A 17,836-nucleotide genomic window follows, 5' to 3' on the forward strand; every position below is an offset into this window, starting at 1 on the left:
CGCGGGGCCCTTCTCGTTGCCGTCGTCCACCCGGCGAACCCCGACACACCGGGCGTTTCGAACGGCACTCGTCAACCCCCTACCCAAAAAGAAGCACACCTTCATCCCCCGACCGAGTGACTTAGAGTCTCCACGTCATCACCGCACGCTACCCTCACACGCGTGAAGCACTCCGTGAAGCACTCCAGCACCCCTCAGACGCGACGCGGCCGGGGCCCCGCCCGGCGGATCGGTCGCTCCCTCGCCCTCGTCCTGCCCGTCGTCATGGTGCTCTCCGGCACTCTGGCGGTGACCCGGGTCAACTGGTCGGGGGACCCCTCGGATTCGGTGCTCACCGCCTCCGACGCCTCCGCCTCCACCGCGCACCGCACCTCCCACAGCACCGCGAAGGCCCCGCAGGACATCCTGCGTGACCGGCTGCTGACCGAGCTCCACGACGAGGGCCCGGGCGTCGCGCTGACCCACCTCCAGGAGGCGGTGAACGGCAAGCCGTCCCTGGCCAGGCACTGCGCCTCCATCGCCCGCGCCCTCGGCCGCGCGGCGGTCCGCCTCCACGGCCCCGCCCGGGCGCAGTCCTACGCCCGTCCCGTCTGCGACACGTCCTTCGCCTCGGGAGTCATGGCGGCCCACAGCTGAGGCACGGCAGCGGGCACACCCCTCCGGGTGAGCCCGCACGCCGCCCACCTTCGTCGCCACGGCGCGTCACATGCCCGATTCCAGGCGGTGGGCGCGGGCGCTGAGGTGGCGGCGTTCGGGGGCACTGTCGGTGCGGCGGGCGGCTTCGCGGTAGGAGGCCGCCGCGGCCTCGTGTTCGCCGAGGAGTTCAAGGAGGTGGGCACGGGTGGCGAGCAGCCGGTGGTGGCGGGCCATGCGGTTGTCGGCCTCCAGTGCCCTGATCAGGTCGAGTCCCGCCGCCGGGTCGTGAACCATGGCGACGGCTACCGCGCGGTTGAGGGAGACCATCGGGTTCGGCCCGAACTGCTCCAGGATTTCGTACAGGGCGAGAATCTGGGGCCAGTCGGTGGCGTCGGTGTCCTCGGCCTCGTCGTGCACGGCCGCGATGGCCGCCTGCAGTTGGTACGGGCCGACCCGGCCGCGCGGCAGGGTCCGGCTGATCAGGTCGACTCCCTCTGCGATGGCACGGCGGTCCCACCGGGCGCGGTTCTGTTCCGCCAGCGGCACCAGCTCGCCGGAGGGGCCGGTTCGGGCGGGTCGGCGCGCGTCGGTGAGCAGCATCAGCGCGAGGAGGCCCGCGGTCTCGGTGTCGTCGGGCACCAGGCGGTGCAGCATCCGGGTGAGCCGGATCGCTTCGGCGGACAGTTCCGGCGCGGTCAGGCCTCTGTCGTCAGTGCCGCCGGTGGTGGTGTACCCCTCGTTGAAGACCAGGTAGAGCACGTGTCGCACCTCGGCCAGCCGCGCGGTGAGATCGGCGCCCTCAGGCACGGCCAGGGGGATGTCGGACGCCTTGACGGTCTGCTTGGCTCGGCTGACTCGCTGAGCCATGGTCGCTTCGGGTACCAGGAAGGCCGCAGCGATCTGCGCGGTCGTCAGGCCGCCGACCGCGCGCAAGGTCAGCGCGATCCGGCTGGCCGGCGACAGCGCGGGGTGGCAGCACAGAAACAGCAGGGCCAGCGAGTCGTCCCGGTCCGTGTCAGGCACGGTGTCGGCGGCGTGGCCGAGCAGTTCGGCCTGCGGGGTGGCCAGGGCGAGGCTGTCCTCGCGGCGTCGGCGGGCGCTGTCGCTGCGGATCTGGTCGACCAGCTTGCGGGAGGCAACGGTGACCAGCCAACTCCGTGGGTTGTCCGGGACGCCGGCCTCGGGCCACTGCAGGGCGGCCGCCAGCAGGGCCTCCTGGACCGCGTCCTCACACGCGTCGAAGCTGCCGTAGCGGCGTACGAGCGTGCCGAGGACCTGCGGCGCCAGCTCGCGCAGCAGGGCCTCGGCGGTGTGGCGCTCGTCGGTCACACGTCCGCCGCGGACTCGTGCAGCACCGGCCACAGCTCGACCGGCTCCACGTCGGCGAACGGCATGTCCGCGGCGATCGTCTGCGCCCGCTCCAGGCTGTCGCAGTCCAGCAGGTAGAAGCTGGCGATGTACTCCTTGGTCTCCAGGTACGGCCCGTCGGTGACCGCCGGGACACCGTCCTCGCGGCGCACGAGCTGAGCGTTGGCGGCGTCCGCCAGACCGTAGGCGCCGAGGAGCTCACCGCTCTCGCGGTACTTCTTGTTGAACGCCTCCTGCTTGGCGATCGCCTCAGGCCATTCCTCGGCCGGGAAGGAGTCCCACTTGGCCTGGTTGCCGTAGATCATCGCGATGTACTTCATCTCGGGTGTCCCCTCGTCCCGCGCGCTCCGTCGGCGCGCTGTCACCCCTCAGTCGGAGCGGGAAACGGTGCCTCGACATCCGACGACCACATTCTTCGAAATCTTTTTCCGCACCGCCGTCGAGCAGGCCCGGACACCTGAACGAAGCAAGTGATCAACCTACAACCCGGCTCTCCACCGGCGTGGGCCCGGCGCCCTGGTGACGTGGGGCTCGGTCGCGGCCGTCGGCCCCCGTCGCAGTGGCTGTCGCCCTCCTGGGCCCCCGCGCCCGCCTGCCGCCGGGGGAGCCCCTCGGGCCGGCGAGGGCGCCGCGTACAGTGCCCGTCATGACCCATCCGCATGCCGCGTCCCGCCCCACGCAAGCCGTCGTCCTGGCCGGTGGCCAGGGGTCGCGGCTGCGCCCTTACACCGACGACCGGCCCAAGCCGATGGTCGAGATCCCCGGGACGGGCAAGCCGATCATCGGTCACCAGTTGGGCTGGCTCGCCGAGGAGGGCGTCACCGACGTCGTCGTCTCCTGCGGCCATCTCGCCGACGTGCTGGAGAAGTGGCTGGAGGCGGCCGATCTGCCGGTGCGCGTCACCACGGTCGTGGAGTCCGAGCCTCTCGGCCGCGGCGGCGGTCTCAAGTACGCGGCCGCCCGCCTCCCGCACCCGGACCGGCCCTGGTACGCCACCAACGGCGACATCTGGACCCGTTTCTCGCTGCGCGACATGGCGGATTTCCACACCGAGCGCGATGCTCTCGCCACCCTCGCGCTGGCCCGTCCGCGCATCCCGTGGGGCGCGGTGAAGACGGACGGCTTCGGCCACATCACGGACTTCATCGAGGCGCCGCCGACGACGTACGAGATCAACGCGGGCGTCTACGTCTTCTCCCCCGAGTTCGCCGGCCTGCTGCCCGAGCGCGGGGATCACGAGCGTACGACGTTCCCGCATCTTGCCCGGGAGCGGCGTCTCGCGGGGTTCCCGATCCCGCAGGGCGCGTACTGGCGGGCGATCGACACGGCGAAGGATCTGACCGAGGCGGCGAAGGAGCTGGCGGCGCTGGGGCGCTGACGGTCCGTCCGCCTCTACATGACGACGGTGTCCCCGGTGCTGGAAAGCGCCGGGGACACCGTCGTTCCGACAAGCCTCACAAGGGCCGGGTGTCAGCCGAGGAGCCCGCCCACCAAGCCCGGGCGGCCCGTGTCGGACGATCCGCCGGTGCTGTCGGAGCCGCCGCTCGAGGAGCCTCCGGTGCTGGAGGAGCCGCCGGAGGTGGGGCCGGAGCTGGTGCTGGGGGCCTGCTGGTCCGGCGTGGAGCGCTGGGGCGGGGCCTGGCCGCCGCCGGTGCCCTGGGTCTGGCTGGGCGCGCCGGCGGTGGCGCTCTGGGTGTCGTCCTGGGTGGCGTCGGGGGAGCTGTCGGCGCCGGCGGTGGGGGCCGCCGAGGTGGCCTCCCGGGTGGGCTCGGCGGACGGGGAGGGCTTCTTCTTGCTCGGGCGCTGACCGCCGGACTCCTGCGGGAGCGGCGAGCCGGGCAGTTCGTTGCGCGGGGCCTCGCCCGGACCGGGGACGACGACGCGGTCGGCGTCGCGGACGGCGCCGCCGAGCATGGAGCCGACGAGCAGGGTGATGCCCACGGTGATCGCGGTGACGAGCGCGCCGCGGCGCAGGACGTAGCGGCGCAGGTCCCACAGGTCGGCGCGGGGGCCGAGTCGGCGCCAGGCGCCGGCGGCGAGCCGGCCGTCCACGGAGTAGACGGGGGCGCCGGCGATGACCAGGGGTGACCATGCGGCGAGGTAGATGATGTCGGGCGTCTCGTAGACCGGGGCGGTCTTCCAGCTGACGGTGACGAGGAGTGCGGCGGAGAGCGACGCGCCGACGAAGGCGGCGACGCGCTGCCAGCAGCCCAGGACGGTGAGGACGCCGACGATCACCTGGAGGAAGGCGATGACGAGTCCTGAGCCGACGGGGTGGTGCAGGGCGAACTGCCGCAGGGGCTCGGCGACTTCCCAGGGGTGCAGGGTGTTGAGCCACTTGACCATGGAGCCGCGTTCGCCGCCGTCGAAGTAGACGGGGTCGCACAGTTTGCCCATGCCGGTGTAGACGGAGATGAAGCCGAGGAGGACGCGCAGGGGGAGCAGGACCACGCCGAGGTTGAGGCGGCGGTCGGGGTAGAAGGCGTGCCGGGCGGGCTCGTCGCCGTGGCGCCGGGAGCGCGGGGCGGTCTGCGCGGCGACGGCTTCGCCGAACTCCTCGAAGGGGGCGTCGTCGTAGGGCAGTTCGTCGTAGCCGGGCCGGTCGTGGCCGGAGTCGGCGTGGCCGGGTGGGGCGTATGCGGGCTCGTCGTAGGCGCTGCCGACGGTGCGCATGGCCGGCAGGATGCGGTTCTCGCCGGCGCCGGGGGTGCGCTGCGCGCCGACGGTCGGGGTTTCGAGGGTCTGCGCGGTGAGGCCGCCGTCGTAGCCGTCGTAGCTCTCGCCGGGCCCGACGCGGGGGATGACCCGGGTGGCTCCGGCGATGTCGGCGGGCGGTTCTCCGTGGCCCACGCTGCCGGCCCGCACGGCCTGGAGGAGGCGGTGGGCGCCGGTGTCGTCCGGGACCGACCGGCCGCTCCAGACGACGGCCCGGCGACGGGTCCCGGGCGCGCCGGCCAGGCCCGCTCTGCCCGCGGTCCCGACCACGGGGATGCGCGCGGTGTCCTGGGTGGCGCTCAAGTGCCGGGCGACGCGCGGGGATTGGGTGCGCCGGGCCGACGCGCCCAACTGCACGCGGAAGCTCGCGTGACTGACGATGACCTGCGCCGGATCGCTCGGCACCTTCACCATGCTCAGCGCGGGAGCGTCGTCGAAACCCGACGAGCGGTCCCCCGTGGGTGTGCGGGGTGTTCTGGTGTCCACACTCATCTAACCGAGTGACGTGACGTTAGGACACTGCCTTGACCGACCGGATCTGTCCGGACGCCGTCAAGGCTGCCCGCAGCCGCCCGCACCACGCCGGCTCACCCCCGACGGCCGCGCGCACGGGCCGTCCGGCCACCTGCGCCGGCAGGCCGTCCCGTACACGCGCGACTCCCGGTGCCGGCGCGCGCCGTCTGGTGCGCGCGCCCGGCTGTCACCGCGGTGCCGTCTCCCGCGTGCCCGGTCATCCCCGTCGGCGCGCGGCCTCGTACAGCACGACTCCCGCCGCCACACCGGCGTTGAGGGATTCCGCGCCGCCCGGCATGGGGATGCGCACCCGGAAGTCGCAGGTCTCGCCGACCAGTCGGGACAGGCCCTTGCCCTCGCTGCCGACGACGATGACGACGGGGCCGTGGAGGGCCTCCAGCTCGCCGATCTCCGCCTCTCCGTCGGCGGCCAGGCCGACGATCGCGATGCCGGCCTTCTTGTAGGCCTCCAGCGCGCGCGTGAGGTTGGTGGCCCGGGCCACCGGGGTGCGGGCGGCGGTGCCGGCGGAGGTCTTCCAGGCGCCGGCGGTCATGCCGGCGGCGCGCCGCTCGGGGACGAGGACGCCGTGGCCGCCGAAGGCGGAGACGGAGCGGACGACGGCGCCGAGGTTGCGGGGGTCGGTCACGCCGTCGAGGGCGACGATCAGCGGGTCCTCGCCCGCGTCGAAGGCGGCGGCGGTGAGGTCCTCGGGGTGGGCGTACTCGTAGGGCGGGACCTGGAGGACGAGGCCCTGGTGGTTCAGGCCGTTCGTCATGCGGTCCAGCTCGGGGCGCGGGGCCTCCATGAGGTTGATGCCGCCGCGCTCGGCCACGAGCTGGAGGGCCTCGCGCACACGCTCGTCGTTGTCGATGAACTGCTGGACGTAGAGCGTCGAGGCGGGGACGCCCTCGCGCAGTGCCTCGACGACCGGGTTGCGGCCGACGACCAGCTCGGAGGCCGACTTGCCGCCGCGGCCGCGGGGCGCGGGACGGCGTGCGACCTGCTTCGCCTTGGAGGTGGCGATGCGGTTCTTCTTGTGACCCTTGCGCATCTCGGCGGGCGGGGTCGGCCCCTTGCCCTCCAGGCCCCGGCGCCGCTGGCCGCCGCTGCCGACCTGCGCGCCCTTCTTGCCGGACATGCGACGGTTGTTGGCTGCCATGACCTACCTGTTTTCCGTGAACTGTCGTGCGTGCGTACATGCAGTGTGCCGCCCGGAAGGCCGGGCGGCACAATCGATCAAGGATGCCGCTAACGCGGGCCCAGCGACCAGCGCGGCCCCTGCGGGCCGTCCTCGATGACCAGGCCGGACTGATTGAGCTGGTCGCGGATGGCGTCCGCGGTCCCCCAGTCCTTGCGTCCCCGGGCCGCCTCGCGCTGGTCCAGGACGAGGCGTACGAGACTGTCGACGACGCCGTGGAGATCCTCACCCCGGTCGGTCTCGCCCGCCCAGTGCGCGTCGAGCGGGTCGAGTCCGAGGACGCCGAGCATGGCGCGTACCTCGGCGAGGCGGGCCACGGCTGCTTCCTTGTCGTCGGCGGCGAGGGCGGAGTTGCCCTGCCGGACCGTCGTGTGCACGACGGCGAGCGCCTGCGGGACGCCCAGGTCGTCGTCCATCGCCTCGGCGAAGGCCGGCGGGATCTCGGCGGCGGGCTCGACGACGCCCCCCGCCTTCTCGACGACCCGCTGCACGAAGCCCTCGATCCGCGCGAACGCCGACTCGGCCTCGCGCAGGGCCTCCTCGCTGTACTCGATCATCGAGCGGTAGTGCGGTGTGCCGAGGTAGTAGCGCAGGACGATGGGCCGCCACTGCTTGACCATCTCGGAGACGAGGACGCTGTTGCCCAGGGACTTCGACATCTTCTCGCCGCGCATGGTGACCCAGGCGTTGTGCACCCAGTAGCGGGCGAAGTCGTCGCCGTAGGCCTTGGCCTGGGCGATCTCGTTCTCGTGGTGGGGGAAGATCAGGTCGAGGCCACCGCCGTGGATGTCGAAGGCGGTGCCCAGGTACTTGTGGGCCATCGCCGAGCACTCCAGGTGCCAGCCGGGCCGGCCTCGGCCCCACGGCGTCTCCCAGCTGGGCTCGCCGGGCTTGGTCGCCTTCCACATGGCGAAGTCGCGGGGGTCCCGCTTGCCCGTCTCGCCCTCGCCGGAGGGCTGGAGCAGGTTGTCCAGCTCCTGGTTGGACAGCCGCAGGTATTCCGGGAAGGACCGCACGTCGAAGTAGACGTTGCCGTCGGCCTCGTAGGCGTGTCCGCGCTCGATGAGGCCGCGCATCATCTCGATCATCTCGGGGACGTGCCCGGTGGCCCGCGGTTCGTACGTCGGCGGCAGGCAGCCGAGGGCGTGGTAGCCGTCGTTGAACGCGCGCTCGTTCTCGTACCCGATGGACCACCAGGGGCGGCCCTGGTCGTGGGACTTGGCGATGATCTTGTCGTCGATGTCGGTGACGTTGCGGATGAACGTGACGTCGTAGCCGCGGTGGGCGAACCAGCGGCGCATGATGTCGAAGTTCAGGCCCGAGCGGATGTGCCCGATGTGCGGGGCCGCCTGCACGGTGGCGCCGCAGAGGTAGATCGAGACGCAACCCGGCTTGAGCGGGGAGAAGTCACGGATCTGCCGGGCGCTGGTGTCGTACAGGCGAATAGTCACCCCTCCAGGGTAGTGGGCGTGGGACCATGCCCCGCTCTCTTCCCCTCAAGGGCCACAGATTCGTGACACGGCACGGCACATGACGACCCGCGAGCGCTCCCCGGCGCGAGCGCCGGGACAGCCCTTAGGGCAGGTCAGCCCGTGCGTGCGACCAGTGCCGTCGCCACCGCCATCAGGCCCTCGTCACGGCCGGGGAAGCCGAGGCCGTCCGTGGTGGCGCCCGAGACCGACACGGGGGCGCCTGCCGCCTCCGAGAGGATCTTCTGGGCCTCGTCGCGCCGCTTGCCGATCTTCGGGCGCGGACCCACCACCTGGACGGCGACGTTGCCGATGGTGAAGCCGGCCGCGCGGACGATCCGGGCGGCCTCGGTCAGCAGGGTCACCCCGGAGGCGCCGGACCACTCGGGGCGGCCGGTGCCGAAGTGCTGTCCGAGGTCGCCGAGTCCGGCGGCGGAGAAGAGCGCGTTGCACGCGGCGTGCGCGACGACGTCGGCGTCGGAGTGGCCGGCCAGTCCGGGCCCCTCGCCCTCCCATTTCAGGCCCGCGCACCACAGCTCGCGGCCGTCCTCGAAGGCGTGGATGTCGGTGCCGATGCCGACCTGGGGCAGAAGCGGCGTGTCAGAAGCCATCGTTGAGCCTCCTGCGGGCCAGGACCGCCTCCGCGAGGACGAGATCGAGCGGGCGCGTCACCTTGAAGGCCTCCTCGTGTCCGGGGACGGCGACGACGGTCAGGCCGAGCCGTTCGACCATGCCGGCGTCGTCGGTGACCTCGTCGGTCACGGTCTCGTGGGCCTGGATGAGGGTGGCGCGGTCGAAGCCCTGCGGGGTCTGGACCGCGCGCAGCCGGGCCCGTACCGGGGTGGCCACCACCGGCTCCGGTTCGCCGGGGGCGGTCGCGGGCTCGACCTCCTTGACGGTGTCGGCGAGGGGCAGTGCCGGGACGACGGCCCGGGCGCCGTCGCGGACCGCCTCGATCACGGCGTCGACGGTGTCGACGGGCACCAGCGGCCGGGCGGCGTCGTGCACGAGAACGATGTCGTGGCCGGGCGGCAGCGCGTCGAGGCCGAGCCTGACCGACTCCTGCCGGCTCTCGCCGCCGGGGACGACGACGAAGTCGGTGCGCTCGGGCAGCGCGTGCGCGTCGAGCAGCGACCTGACCTCGGCGGCGCCGTCCGGCGGGGCGACCACGACCACGAGGGAGACCGCGCGGGAGGCGGCGAGGGCGCGCACCGCGTGGATCAGCATGGGGGTCCCGTTCAGCGCGCGGAGCGCCTTGGGGGCGCCCGGGCCGAGGCGTACGCCCCGGCCGGCGGCAGGAATGACCGCGGCCGCGCGGGTCGGGGCGGGCGAGGGACGCGAATCGTCAGACATCGGTTCCTGTCAGGTTTGTGTGCTCGGCCTTGGTGGGTACGGAGACAGCGTGCCGGGCGCGACGCCTTGACCGGACCCTTCCGTGACGCCGGTCGAGCCTGCTGCCCGGGCCCGGCACCCAGAAATATCGGGGGATCTTTCTCCGAAGCACCATGACAAGCGACATGCGGAAGAGCACGCGGTTGACGCGCGGCGACGGCGTGCGGCATCGCGGGAGGAACATGCGTACGGCGTCCGGGCACGGACATGCCGCAGCGCCCGGCGACTGGAGCTGTGTCATCGGGCACCGCGGCATTTCAGTGTGCTGAGCCGAGGCCGGTGTGCGTCGGCGTCAGGACGCGAGGACCTCGTCGAGGAGCGCCTCCGCCTTGTCCTCGTTGGTGTTCTCCGCGAGGGCGAGCTCGCTCACCAGGATCTGGCGGGCCTTGGCGAGCATGCGCTTCTCGCCGGCGGAGAGTCCACGCTCACGCTCACGACGCCACAGGTCACGCACGACTTCCGCGACCTTGATGACATCGCCGGAGGCGAGCTTCTCGAGATTTGCCTTGTAACGACGCGACCAGTTCGTGGGCTCCTCGGCGTACGGCGCGCGCAGCACCTCGAAGACCCGGTCCAGCCCGTCCTGACCGACCACATCACGCACGCCGACGAACTCCGCATTGTCCGCTGGCACACGCACTGTCAGGTCGCCCTGGGCGACCTTCAGCACCAAGTAGGTCTTGTCCACGCCTTTGATCTGACGAGTTTCGATAGCCTCGATCAGCGCGGCCCCGTGATGGGGATAGACCACGGTGTCGCCAACCTTGAACGTCATGTGACAGGTACCCCTTCCGTGGCTATCAAGAGTAACACGGAATCCGCGGGTTCTGAATGGCGTTTTCGCAGGTCAGGGCATATCTCGGGGGTTGACAACCACGACAGGGACGTGCTGCGGACGGTGCGCGGAAGCAGGTATTCGCAGGTCGGAGCGGCTGTCCGACGGGGGTGAAACGCGTACGTTACACGCATCCGCAACCCCTCCCGAGTGCCCGAACATCCCCATATGTCCGGTTGTCGGTGTGCGACTTCCGCTACTCCGTTCGGTGTCCTGAGTCGCATCCGAGCCGTTTCCCGAATTGATCACACCGCGGGATCACGCCGCCGGCCGAACGCCCGGTGATCAATTCACGGGCGGCCCCCGCTTTCCTTCACGGAAAATCCCCGGTCCCGCCGACCGGCGGTTATGTGAATGGCGGTCGGTGAGGAAGTGGCCAAAGTGACTCGTGGGTCACTTGTGGCTGGAGTGACGGGAGTGGCTCAGATGGCTGGAGTGACGGAAGTGACTGAAGTGGCAGCAGGTTGCGGCTCTGCGACTGAGGTGACCCAAGAGGAAGGACTCGGTCGGAGTGGCCGCCGCGCTCCCGGGGCACCCGAGTGCCGGGAGGCGCCGACCGCCCGCGGGAGCCGCCCTCACCGGCCCGGAACGCCGTAGAGGCGGGTCGGGTGCGGCGGCCTGGGAACGGCTCGGTAACCTTAAGGCCCGCTGACAGACCCTTAGGGTGGCTTTATTCCAGGAGAGCTGCCCGCGCGTTCCAAGGAGATGCCGCCGCCGTGAGCAGCAGCCTTCGACGCGGCGCCCTCGCCGCCTCCGCCCTTGCTTTCTCGATCGCCACGCTCGCCGCGTGCGGCGCCGGCAACGACAGCCAGACGCTGGAGATCAAGCCGGACAACGCCGCCACCAGCGTCGGCGACATCAAGCTGCAGAACGTCGTCGTCATCACCCAGCCCGACCCCGAGTCCACGGGTCCGGCCGCGGTCTCCGCGACGGTCTTCAACGGCGGCGACGAGCCGCAGACCCTTGACTCGATCAGCGTGGACGGGGTGAGCAAGCCCGTCGAGATCAAGCCCGCCAAGGGTGAGAGCAAGGTGACGATCCCGGCCGGCGGCTCGGTCGTCATCGGCGGCAAGGACAACGCCTCCGCGGTCGTGTCCGGCAGCGAAGAGGCGGTCCAGGGCGGCAACGCCCAGAAGGTGACGTTCAGCTTCAGCCGGACCGGTGAGGTCAGCCTGCTCGCCTTCGTCGTCCCCGCCGAGAGCTACTTCAGCGAGTGGGGCCCGAGCGACATCCCGTCCGCGCCGGGAGCCTCGGCCTCGGCCTCCCCGTCCGCCTCCGCGTCGGCGGGCCAGCCGGGTACGGCGGGCGAGGGCACGGCCTCCGCGAGCGCCTCGGAGTCGGCCGCCGCCGGCCACTGAGCCCCGTACCGCCTCGTACGCACGCCGAAGGGCGGCGCCCCGCGTGGGCGCCGCCCTTCTGCATGCCTTCGGTGGCCCTCCGGGCCGGCAGGGCCTACGGCTCGAACTTGTAGCCGAGTCCCCGCACCGTCACCAGGTACCGGGGCGCGCCCGGGTCGGGCTCGATCTTCGCGCGCAGGCGCTTGACGTGGACGTCGAGGGTCTTGGTGTCGCCCACGTAGTCGGCGCCCCAGACACGGTCGATGAGCTGCATACGGGTGAGGACGCGGCCCGCGTTGCGCAGCAGCATCTCCAGCAGGTCGAACTCCTTCAGCGGGAGGTCGACCTTCGAGCCGGCGACGGTCACGACGTGGCGGTCGACGTCCATCCTGACCGGTCCCGCCTCCAGGGCCGCCGGGGTCGTCTCCTCCGGCTCGCCTCTCCGGCGCAGGACGGCCCTGATCCGGGCGACCAGCTCACGCGAGGAGAACGGCTTGGTGACGTAGTCGTCGGCGCCTATCTCCAGGCCGACGACCTTGTCGATCTCGCTGTCCTTGGCGGTCACCATGATCACGGGGACGTTGGAGCGGCCGCGCAACTGCCGGCACACCTCCGTGCCGGGCAGCCCCGGCAGCATCAGGTCGAGGAGGACGAGGTCGGCGCCGTTGCGCTCGAACTCGTCGAGTCCGTCGGGCCCGGTGGTCGCGACGGCGACCTCGAAACCCTCCTTGCGGAGCATGTAGGACAGAGCGTCGGAGAAGGACTCCTCGTCCTCGACGACGAGCACTCGGGTCACGGAAGGACCTCCGGGGCGGAAAGCGTCTGGTACGCGGTTGAGTCGGGGGATGCGGGCGTTGCGGGGGGCTCTGGGGCCCCCGGGGACGGGCCGGGGCCCGGAGTAGGTGAGACGCGGCGGGCGCCGCCGGCGAGCGGATCCCGGTCGTAGGGGCCGGGGTCCTGGTCGTAGACGCCGTCGGCGTAGAGGTGAACATCGTCGCCGTAAGCGCCGTCGTCGCCGTACGGGTGGTCGTCGTCGCCGCTGTACGGGTCGGCGCGGCGGCGGGCGGCCGCTTCCGGGAGCCGGAGCGTGAAGGTGGAGCCCTGCCCCTCGGCGCTCCACACGGTGACCTCTCCGCCGTGCGAGGCGGCCACGTGCTTGACGATGGCCAGTCCGAGGCCCGTGCCGCCGGTGGCACGGGAGCGGGCGGGGTCGACGCGGTAGAAGCGCTCGAAGATGCGTTCCTTGTCCTTGTCGGAGATGCCGATGCCCTGGTCGGTGACGGCGATCTCGATCAGGTCGCCGCCGGAGGCGGCCACCCGGCGGGCGGCGATGCCGACGCGGGTGCGGGCGGGCGAGTAGTTGACGGCGTTCTCGACGAGGTTGCCGAGGGCGGCGGCCAGTTGGCCCCGGTTGCCGTGGACGCGCAGGCCGGACGCGCCGGCGGCGGCCATGGTGATCTGCTTGGCGCCGGCCTGGTGGCGGCAGCGGTCGACGGCCTCGGTGACGAGTTCGTCCACCCGGACGGGCTCGGCGTCCTCCAGGGGGTCGTCGTTCTGCACCCGGGAGAGGTCGATGAGCTCCTGGACCAGGTTGGTGAGCCGGGTGGCCTCGATCTGCATCCGGCCGGCGAAGCGTTCCACGGCCTCCGGGTCGTCGGAGGCGTCCATGACAGCTTCGGAGAGCAGGGAGAGCGCGCCTACAGGCGTCTTCAGCTCATGGCTGACGTTGGCGACGAAGTCGCGTCGTACGGCTTCGATGCGCCGGGCTTCGGTGAGGTCCTCGACGAGGAGCAGGACGAGGCGGGAGCCGAGGGGCGCCACGCGGGCGGAGACGGCGAGGGCCTCGCCCCGGCCGGTGCCCCGTCTGGGCAGATCCAGTTCGACCTGGCGTATCTCTCCGTCGCGTCTGGTGTCGCGGGCCATCTGGAGCATCGGCTCGACCGCGAGTTTGCCGCCGCGGACCAGGCCGAGGGCGTACGCCGCCGAGCTGGCCTTGACGACGGCGTCGGCCTCGTCGAGGACGACGGCCGAGGAACGGAGGACGGACAGGACGGTGTCCACACCCGGGGGGAGGACGGGATCGGTGTGCAAGGAGGTCCTGGTGGGTCGTTTCTGGTCGCGTTCGCTCCAACGGAACGCCAGCATGGCGATGACGCCGGTGAGCACCCCGGCGATCGCAGCCGCTGCGGCGACCGCCGCGTTCACGTCCATGCGTCCAGGTTAGGCATGGCGTCCGGCCCGGCCACAGCCATCGGTGTGGGACCTCGGACACTCGTCGCCCAGAGTTCACCTTGGAGCCAGTGGTGGTTCATTTGAGGTGACGGAAACCGACGCGTACGGGGCGGACCGTGGCACCGTGGGGTTCGCAGCGCCGGTTCCACGGCCGGTCCCGGCCCCCGGAGCCCCTGAAGAACGACGCACGAGAGGGAACCCTGATGCGGGACGCGTACCACGAGGAACTGGACTCGATCGGCGACAGTCTGGTGGAGATGGCCCGGCTAGTGGGGTCGGCAGTCGGACGCGCCACGACCGCCATCCTCGACGCCGATCTCAAACTGGCCGAGAGCGTGATCGAGGCCGACCAGAAGGTCGACGAGCTTCAGCACGATCTGGAGGCGCGGGCCATCGCGCTGCTGGCGAGGCAGCAGCCGGTCGCGACGGACCTGCGCATAGTCGTGACGTCGCTGCGCATGTCGGCGGACCTGGAGCGCTCGGGCGACCTCGCCCAGCATGTCGCGAAGCTGGCGCGGCTGCGTTTCCCGGACCGGGCGGTGCCGAGTGACCTGCACGCCACCATCCTGGAGATGGGCCAGCTGGCGCAGCGTCTGATGGCCAAGGCGGCCGAGGTGATCATCACGAAGGACGTCGACCTCGCGCTCCAGCTGGAGACGGACGACGACGAGATGGACCTGCTGCACCGGACGCTGTTCCAGCACCTGATCGACGAACGCTGGAAGCACGGCATCGAGACGGCGGTGGACGTCACCCTGCTGGGCCGCTACTACGAGCGCTTCGCCGACCACGCGGTGGCGGTCGCGAAGCGGGTGGTGTTCCTGGTGACCGGCGAACACGCGGACGAACTCCAGCAGGACCTGCCGACGGAGATCCAGCCGGTGCCGGGGACGGAGGGGGCGTAGCCGGCCACGGGAGATCCTGGGGCCGGGGAGGCCGAGGGCGCGCGGGTACGCGGGTACGCGGGTACGCGGGTACGCGGGTACGCGGGTACGCGGGTACGCGGGCGCGAAGCAGCGAGCCCCGGGCGCGGGGGAGCCTCCGTGCGCCGTTGATGCGCCCGTCGCAGCGGGCATGCAATGGGCGACAAGGCGCTCCAGCCTTCAGGCCTCCAGGAGGAACCCATGGCCGAAGCTCCCAGCACCTCCACGCCGGCGGCCCCCACCCAGGAACGCCCGACCGAACAGCCCGCGCAGATCAGGAACCTGCCCCTGATCGCCGCGTGCGGCTGCGGGTCGGGCTGCGGGTGCGGGTGCCAGTCGGGAAGCCCGTGCCAGTGCGGCTGACAGCCCACCGACACCGAAGGGGCCCGGCGTCTCCGCCTGGGCCCCTTCCTCTCCCGGTTCTCCGCGTGTACCCGTACCGTCGACGCCACCAAGACGATGGGACATGACGGCTGACGGCTCGTACGCTCCGCATCGGAGAGGGGCGGGAGAGCCATGGCGGACGAGTACTTCTTGCTGGTGTGCGACGACGTGCCTCATGACGTCGTGCTCACCGACCCCGGCGTCCGTGTGATGGACGTCGTCCGGGTCGTGCGTCGGCTGACGGGGCTGAGCCTCTGGCGCAGCAAGATTCTGGCGACGCAGGTCCCCGCCGTCGTTCTCGCCTGTGTGCCGGAGGAGGACGCGGCGGCAGCCGTCTCGGCCCTCCGCGATGCCGGAGCCCGGGCGGAAACGAGACAACAGCCGGAGCCGGACTTCCTGAAGCGCTGAACAAGGCCCGGTCGGTGAGGTCACGGCCCAGGGACGGCCAAGCCCCACCTGAAAGCCCCCAGCCCGCGAAGGACGCGCAGGCCGGGGGCTTCGAAGGTGGGCGCTTACTTCTTCTTGCCCTGGTTCTTGACCGCTTCGATGGCTGCTGCTGCCGCCTCCGGGTCGAGGTACTTGCCGCCCGGGGTCAGCGGCTTGAAGTCGGCGTCGAGTTCGTAGTACAGGGGGATGCCCGTCGGGATGTTCAGGCCGGCGATGTCGGCGTCGGAGATGCCGTCGAGGTGCTTGACCAGGGCGCGCAGGGAGTTGCCGTGGGCGGCGACCAGGACCGTGCGGCCGGTGAGGAGGTCGGGGACGATGCCGTCGTACCAGTAGGGGAGCATCCGGATGACGACGTCCTTGAGGCACTCCGTGCGGGGGCGCAGCTCCGGCGGGATGGTCGCGTAGCGGGCGTCGTCGGACTGGGAGAACTCCGTGCCGTCCTCGAGCGGCGGCGGCGGGGTGTCGTAGGAGCGGCGCCACAGCATGAACTGCTCCTCGCCGAACTCGGCGAGCGTCTGGGCCTTGTCCTTGCCCTGGAGGGCGCCGTAGTGGCGCTCGTTCAGGCGCCAGGAGCGGTGGACGGGGATCCAGTGGCGGTCGGCGGACTCCAGGGCGAGCTGCGCGGTGCGGATCGCGCGCTTCTGGAGCGAGGTGTGGACCACGTCGGGGAGCAGGTCGGCGTCCTTCAGCAACTCACCGCCGCGGACGGCCTCCTTCTCGCCCTTCTCGTTGAGGTTGACGTCCACCCAGCCGGTGAACAGGTTCTTCGCGTTCCACTCGCTCTCGCCGTGACGGAGCAGGATCAGCTTGTACGGTGCGTCGGCCATGCGTATGAGCGTAATCCAAGCCTTTGGGCGGGGGTGCGCCCCGCTCGTAGAGCGGACGGTTGACGGGATCTGTTAATCGAGTGGTCAGCGACACCCCCGGGCTCGTAAGTTGTCGACACCGTCTTCGCCTCTTACACGCACCTCCGGTGCGTGCTCTTACCGTGCCTCTTACCGTTCGGGGGATCCCTGTGTCCGTCGCCTCTTTGAGACGTGCCGCCCGCGAGAGCGTCTCCGGGTTGCCCCGGGAGTTCTGGTGGTTGTGGACCAGCACCCTCGTCAACCGGCTCGGGGCGTTCGTCGCCACCTTCATGGCCCTGTATCTGACTCTCGAGCGGGGCTACTCCGCCGTCTACGCCGGTGTCGTCGCCTCCCTCTACGGGCTCGGCGGGGTCCTCTCCTCCCTGGCCGGCGGTGTGATGGCGGACCGGCTCGGACGGCGGCCCACGCTGCTCGTCGCCCAGGTGGCCACCGGTGCGTCGGTGACGCTGCTCGGCTTCATGGAGCATCCCGTCGCCATCGCGGCCGTCGCCTTCCTGGTCGGCACGGCCTCCAACGCCTCGCGGCCCGCCGTGCAGGCGATGATGGCCGACATCGTGCGGCCCGAGGACCGCCTCCGGGCGTTCTCGCTCAACTACTGGGCCATCAACCTCGGTTTCGCCGTCTCCTCCATGGGCGCCGGGTTCGTCGCCGAGTTCAGCTATCTCGCCGGCTTCCTCGTCGAGGGCGGGATGACCCTCCTCTGCGCGGTCGTCGTCTTCCTCAAGCTCCCCGAGTCGCGGCCGGTGCGGGAGGCCGTGTCCGTCGAGGAGAGCGCCGTCGGGCTCGGCACGGTGCTGCGCGACGGGCGGTTCATGGGGCTCGTCGGGCTGTCCTTCGCCGTCGCCTTCATCTTCCAGCAGGGCGCGATCGGCCTGCCGGTGGCGATGGGCGAGGCCGGGTTCACCCCGGCCGACTACGGCATGGCCATCGCCGTCAACGGCGTCCTCATCGTCGTCCTGCAGATCCCGGTCACCCGGTTCATCCAGCACCGTGACCCCGGACGGCTGCTCTTCGTGTCGTCCGTGCTCGCCGGGGCCGGTTTCGGGCTCACCGCCTTCGCCGGGTCGGTCGGCGTCTTCGCGCTCACCGTCTGCGTGTGGACGCTCGCCGAGATCGTCAACGCGCCGACCCAGACCGGTCTCGTCGTACGCCTCTCCCCCGTCCACGGGCGCGGGCGCTACCAGGGCATGTACACGATGTCGTGGGCCTTGGCCTCGCTGATCGCCCCGGTGTTCTCCGGTCTCGTCATCGACCGGTTCGGGGCGGAGTGGCTGTGGGGGCTGTGCGCCGTCGTCGGGGCGGTGGCGGGCGTCGGGTTCGCCGCGCTGACGCGGTGGCTGCCGGCCGAGGAGACGCAAGCGGCCGAGGGGTCTAAGGGGAGTGAAAGGGCGGAGCCGGCTGACGGGGCCGAGGACGCGCCTCGGGCGGCGAACGGGGCCGGGCACGGCAAGCCCGAGGTCAGCCCGGCCGTCTGACCCCCTACCGGCTGTACGGCCCTCTGCCAGCGCGCATCCCCCTCCG

17 protein-coding genes are annotated in these 17,836 nt (G+C 71.5%); 6 read left to right on the plus strand and 11 right to left on the minus strand.

The genetic code is table 11. The annotated features are described in order from the left end of the window. Nucleotides 1-162 precede the first annotated feature (162 nt). Entirely contained in the window at nt 163-636 is a 474-nt protein-coding gene (locus tag ACIRS4_RS27515) for a hypothetical protein (RefSeq protein WP_404201079.1), read from the plus strand. A gap of 66 nt (nt 637-702) precedes the next feature. Here ACIRS4_RS27515 and ACIRS4_RS27520 read toward each other — a convergent pair whose 3' ends face one another. After that, nucleotides 703-1,965: an RNA polymerase sigma factor gene (locus tag ACIRS4_RS27520; RefSeq protein WP_404201081.1), complete on the minus strand. Its 1,263-nt coding sequence runs from the start codon at nt 1,963-1,965 to the stop codon at nt 703-705. Next, nucleotides 1,962-2,324 carry a YciI family protein gene (locus tag ACIRS4_RS27525; RefSeq protein WP_404201083.1) on the minus strand — a complete coding sequence of 121 codons (363 nt, stop codon included), beginning with the start codon at nt 2,322-2,324 and terminating at the stop codon, nt 1,962-1,964. The genes ACIRS4_RS27520 and ACIRS4_RS27525 overlap by 4 nt, the downstream gene beginning before the upstream one ends. 326 nt (nt 2,325-2,650) lie before the next feature. Between ACIRS4_RS27525 and ACIRS4_RS27530 the strand changes: the two genes are divergently transcribed. Further along, the gene (locus ACIRS4_RS27530) at nt 2,651-3,382 is read left to right on the plus strand and encodes an NDP-sugar synthase (RefSeq protein ID WP_404201085.1); all 732 of its coding nucleotides are present in this window, start codon (nt 2,651-2,653) and stop codon (nt 3,380-3,382) included. A 92-nt stretch (nt 3,383-3,474) separates the two neighbouring features. Here ACIRS4_RS27530 and ACIRS4_RS27535 read toward each other — a convergent pair whose 3' ends face one another. The 6 genes from ACIRS4_RS27535 to ACIRS4_RS27560 form a co-directional block, all read right to left on the minus strand. After that, nucleotides 3,475-5,211, minus strand: a complete 1,737-nt coding sequence (locus ACIRS4_RS27535) for a DoxX family membrane protein (RefSeq protein WP_404201087.1) — start codon at nt 5,209-5,211, stop codon at nt 3,475-3,477. Between the two features lie 238 nt (nt 5,212-5,449). Continuing rightward, the gene (gene rlmB, locus ACIRS4_RS27540) at nt 5,450-6,391 is read right to left on the minus strand and encodes a 23S rRNA (guanosine(2251)-2'-O)-methyltransferase RlmB (RefSeq protein WP_404201089.1); all 942 of its coding nucleotides are present in this window, start codon (nt 6,389-6,391) and stop codon (nt 5,450-5,452) included. A gap of 89 nt (nt 6,392-6,480) precedes the next feature. Continuing rightward, a complete protein-coding gene (gene cysS, locus ACIRS4_RS27545) occupies nt 6,481-7,881 on the minus strand; it encodes a cysteine--tRNA ligase (RefSeq protein WP_404201091.1) in 1,401 nt (466 codons plus the stop codon). A 134-nt stretch (nt 7,882-8,015) separates the two neighbouring features. Continuing rightward, nucleotides 8,016-8,510 (minus strand): 2-C-methyl-D-erythritol 2,4-cyclodiphosphate synthase, encoded by a 495-nt coding sequence (ispF, locus tag ACIRS4_RS27550; RefSeq protein ID WP_404201093.1) that lies wholly within the window; start codon nt 8,508-8,510, stop codon nt 8,016-8,018. Further along, a complete protein-coding gene (gene ispD, locus ACIRS4_RS27555; protein WP_404201095.1) occupies nt 8,500-9,252 on the minus strand; it encodes a 2-C-methyl-D-erythritol 4-phosphate cytidylyltransferase in 753 nt (250 codons plus the stop codon). The genes ispF and ispD overlap by 11 nt, the downstream gene beginning before the upstream one ends. Nucleotides 9,253-9,583: 331 nt before the next feature. After that, on the minus strand, nt 9,584-10,066 hold the full coding sequence (locus ACIRS4_RS27560) for a CarD family transcriptional regulator (RefSeq protein ID WP_003953493.1): 483 nt from the start codon (nt 10,064-10,066) through the stop codon (nt 9,584-9,586). Nucleotides 10,067-10,842: 776 nt separating this feature from the next. Here ACIRS4_RS27560 and ACIRS4_RS27565 point away from each other — a divergent pair. Beyond that, nucleotides 10,843-11,484: a DUF461 domain-containing protein gene (locus ACIRS4_RS27565; protein ID WP_404201097.1), complete on the plus strand. Its 642-nt coding sequence runs from the start codon at nt 10,843-10,845 to the stop codon at nt 11,482-11,484. 94 nt (nt 11,485-11,578) lie between these two features. Here the strand turns inward: ACIRS4_RS27565 and ACIRS4_RS27570 are convergent, their stop codons facing one another. Next, the gene (locus ACIRS4_RS27570) at nt 11,579-12,259 is read right to left on the minus strand and encodes a response regulator transcription factor (protein WP_351091731.1); all 681 of its coding nucleotides are present in this window, start codon (nt 12,257-12,259) and stop codon (nt 11,579-11,581) included. Beyond that, on the minus strand, nt 12,256-13,674 hold the full coding sequence (locus ACIRS4_RS27575; RefSeq protein ID WP_404201099.1) for a sensor histidine kinase: 1,419 nt from the start codon (nt 13,672-13,674) through the stop codon (nt 12,256-12,258). Before ACIRS4_RS27575 ends, ACIRS4_RS27570 begins: the two co-directional genes overlap by 4 nt. A gap of 224 nt (nt 13,675-13,898) precedes the next feature. Between ACIRS4_RS27575 and phoU the strand changes: the two genes are divergently transcribed. Beyond that, nucleotides 13,899-14,600: a phosphate signaling complex protein PhoU gene (gene phoU, locus ACIRS4_RS27580; protein WP_404201101.1), complete on the plus strand. Its 702-nt coding sequence runs from the start codon at nt 13,899-13,901 to the stop codon at nt 14,598-14,600. A 534-nt stretch (nt 14,601-15,134) separates the two neighbouring features. Then, nucleotides 15,135-15,410 (plus strand): ribosomal protein L7/L12, encoded by a 276-nt coding sequence (locus tag ACIRS4_RS27585; RefSeq protein WP_404201103.1) that lies wholly within the window; start codon nt 15,135-15,137, stop codon nt 15,408-15,410. 104 nt (nt 15,411-15,514) lie between these two features. Here the strand turns inward: ACIRS4_RS27585 and ACIRS4_RS27590 are convergent, their stop codons facing one another. Next, nucleotides 15,515-16,276 carry a phosphoglyceromutase gene (locus ACIRS4_RS27590; RefSeq protein ID WP_130441887.1) on the minus strand — a complete coding sequence of 254 codons (762 nt, stop codon included), beginning with the start codon at nt 16,274-16,276 and terminating at the stop codon, nt 15,515-15,517. 188 nt (nt 16,277-16,464) lie between these two features. Between ACIRS4_RS27590 and ACIRS4_RS27595 the strand changes: the two genes are divergently transcribed. Further along, complete coding sequence (locus ACIRS4_RS27595; protein WP_404201105.1) at nt 16,465-17,790, plus strand: MDR family MFS transporter; 1,326 nt, start codon at nt 16,465-16,467, stop codon at nt 17,788-17,790. The last annotated feature ends 46 nt before the right edge of the window (nt 17,791-17,836 follow it).

This window comes from Streptomyces sp. NPDC101166 (assembly GCF_044768125.1).
In the GTDB taxonomy this organism is placed as follows: Bacteria; Actinomycetota; Actinomycetes; order Streptomycetales; family Streptomycetaceae; genus Streptomyces.

Coding starts and splice junctions, on each gene's coding strand:
- ACIRS4_RS27525 (WP_404201083.1), bottom strand. CDS start 2,324: ATGAAGTACATCGCGATGATCTACGGCAACCAGGCCAAGTGGGACTCC.
- ACIRS4_RS27530 (WP_404201085.1), top strand. CDS start 2,651: ATGACCCATCCGCATGCCGCGTCCCGCCCCACGCAAGCCGTCGTCCTG.
- ACIRS4_RS27535 (WP_404201087.1), bottom strand. CDS start 5,211: ATGAGTGTGGACACCAGAACACCCCGCACACCCACGGGGGACCGCTCG.
- rlmB (WP_404201089.1), bottom strand. CDS start 6,391: ATGGCAGCCAACAACCGTCGCATGTCCGGCAAGAAGGGCGCGCAGGTC.
- ispF (WP_404201093.1), bottom strand. CDS start 8,510: ATGGCTTCTGACACGCCGCTTCTGCCCCAGGTCGGCATCGGCACCGAC.
- ispD (WP_404201095.1), bottom strand. CDS start 9,252: ATGTCTGACGATTCGCGTCCCTCGCCCGCCCCGACCCGCGCGGCCGCG.
- ACIRS4_RS27560 (WP_003953493.1), bottom strand. CDS start 10,066: ATGACGTTCAAGGTTGGCGACACCGTGGTCTATCCCCATCACGGGGCC.
- ACIRS4_RS27575 (WP_404201099.1), bottom strand. CDS start 13,674: ATGGACGTGAACGCGGCGGTCGCCGCAGCGGCTGCGATCGCCGGGGTG.
- phoU (WP_404201101.1), top strand. CDS start 13,899: ATGCGGGACGCGTACCACGAGGAACTGGACTCGATCGGCGACAGTCTG.
- ACIRS4_RS27585 (WP_404201103.1), top strand. CDS start 15,135: ATGGCGGACGAGTACTTCTTGCTGGTGTGCGACGACGTGCCTCATGAC.
- ACIRS4_RS27590 (WP_130441887.1), bottom strand. CDS start 16,276: ATGGCCGACGCACCGTACAAGCTGATCCTGCTCCGTCACGGCGAGAGC.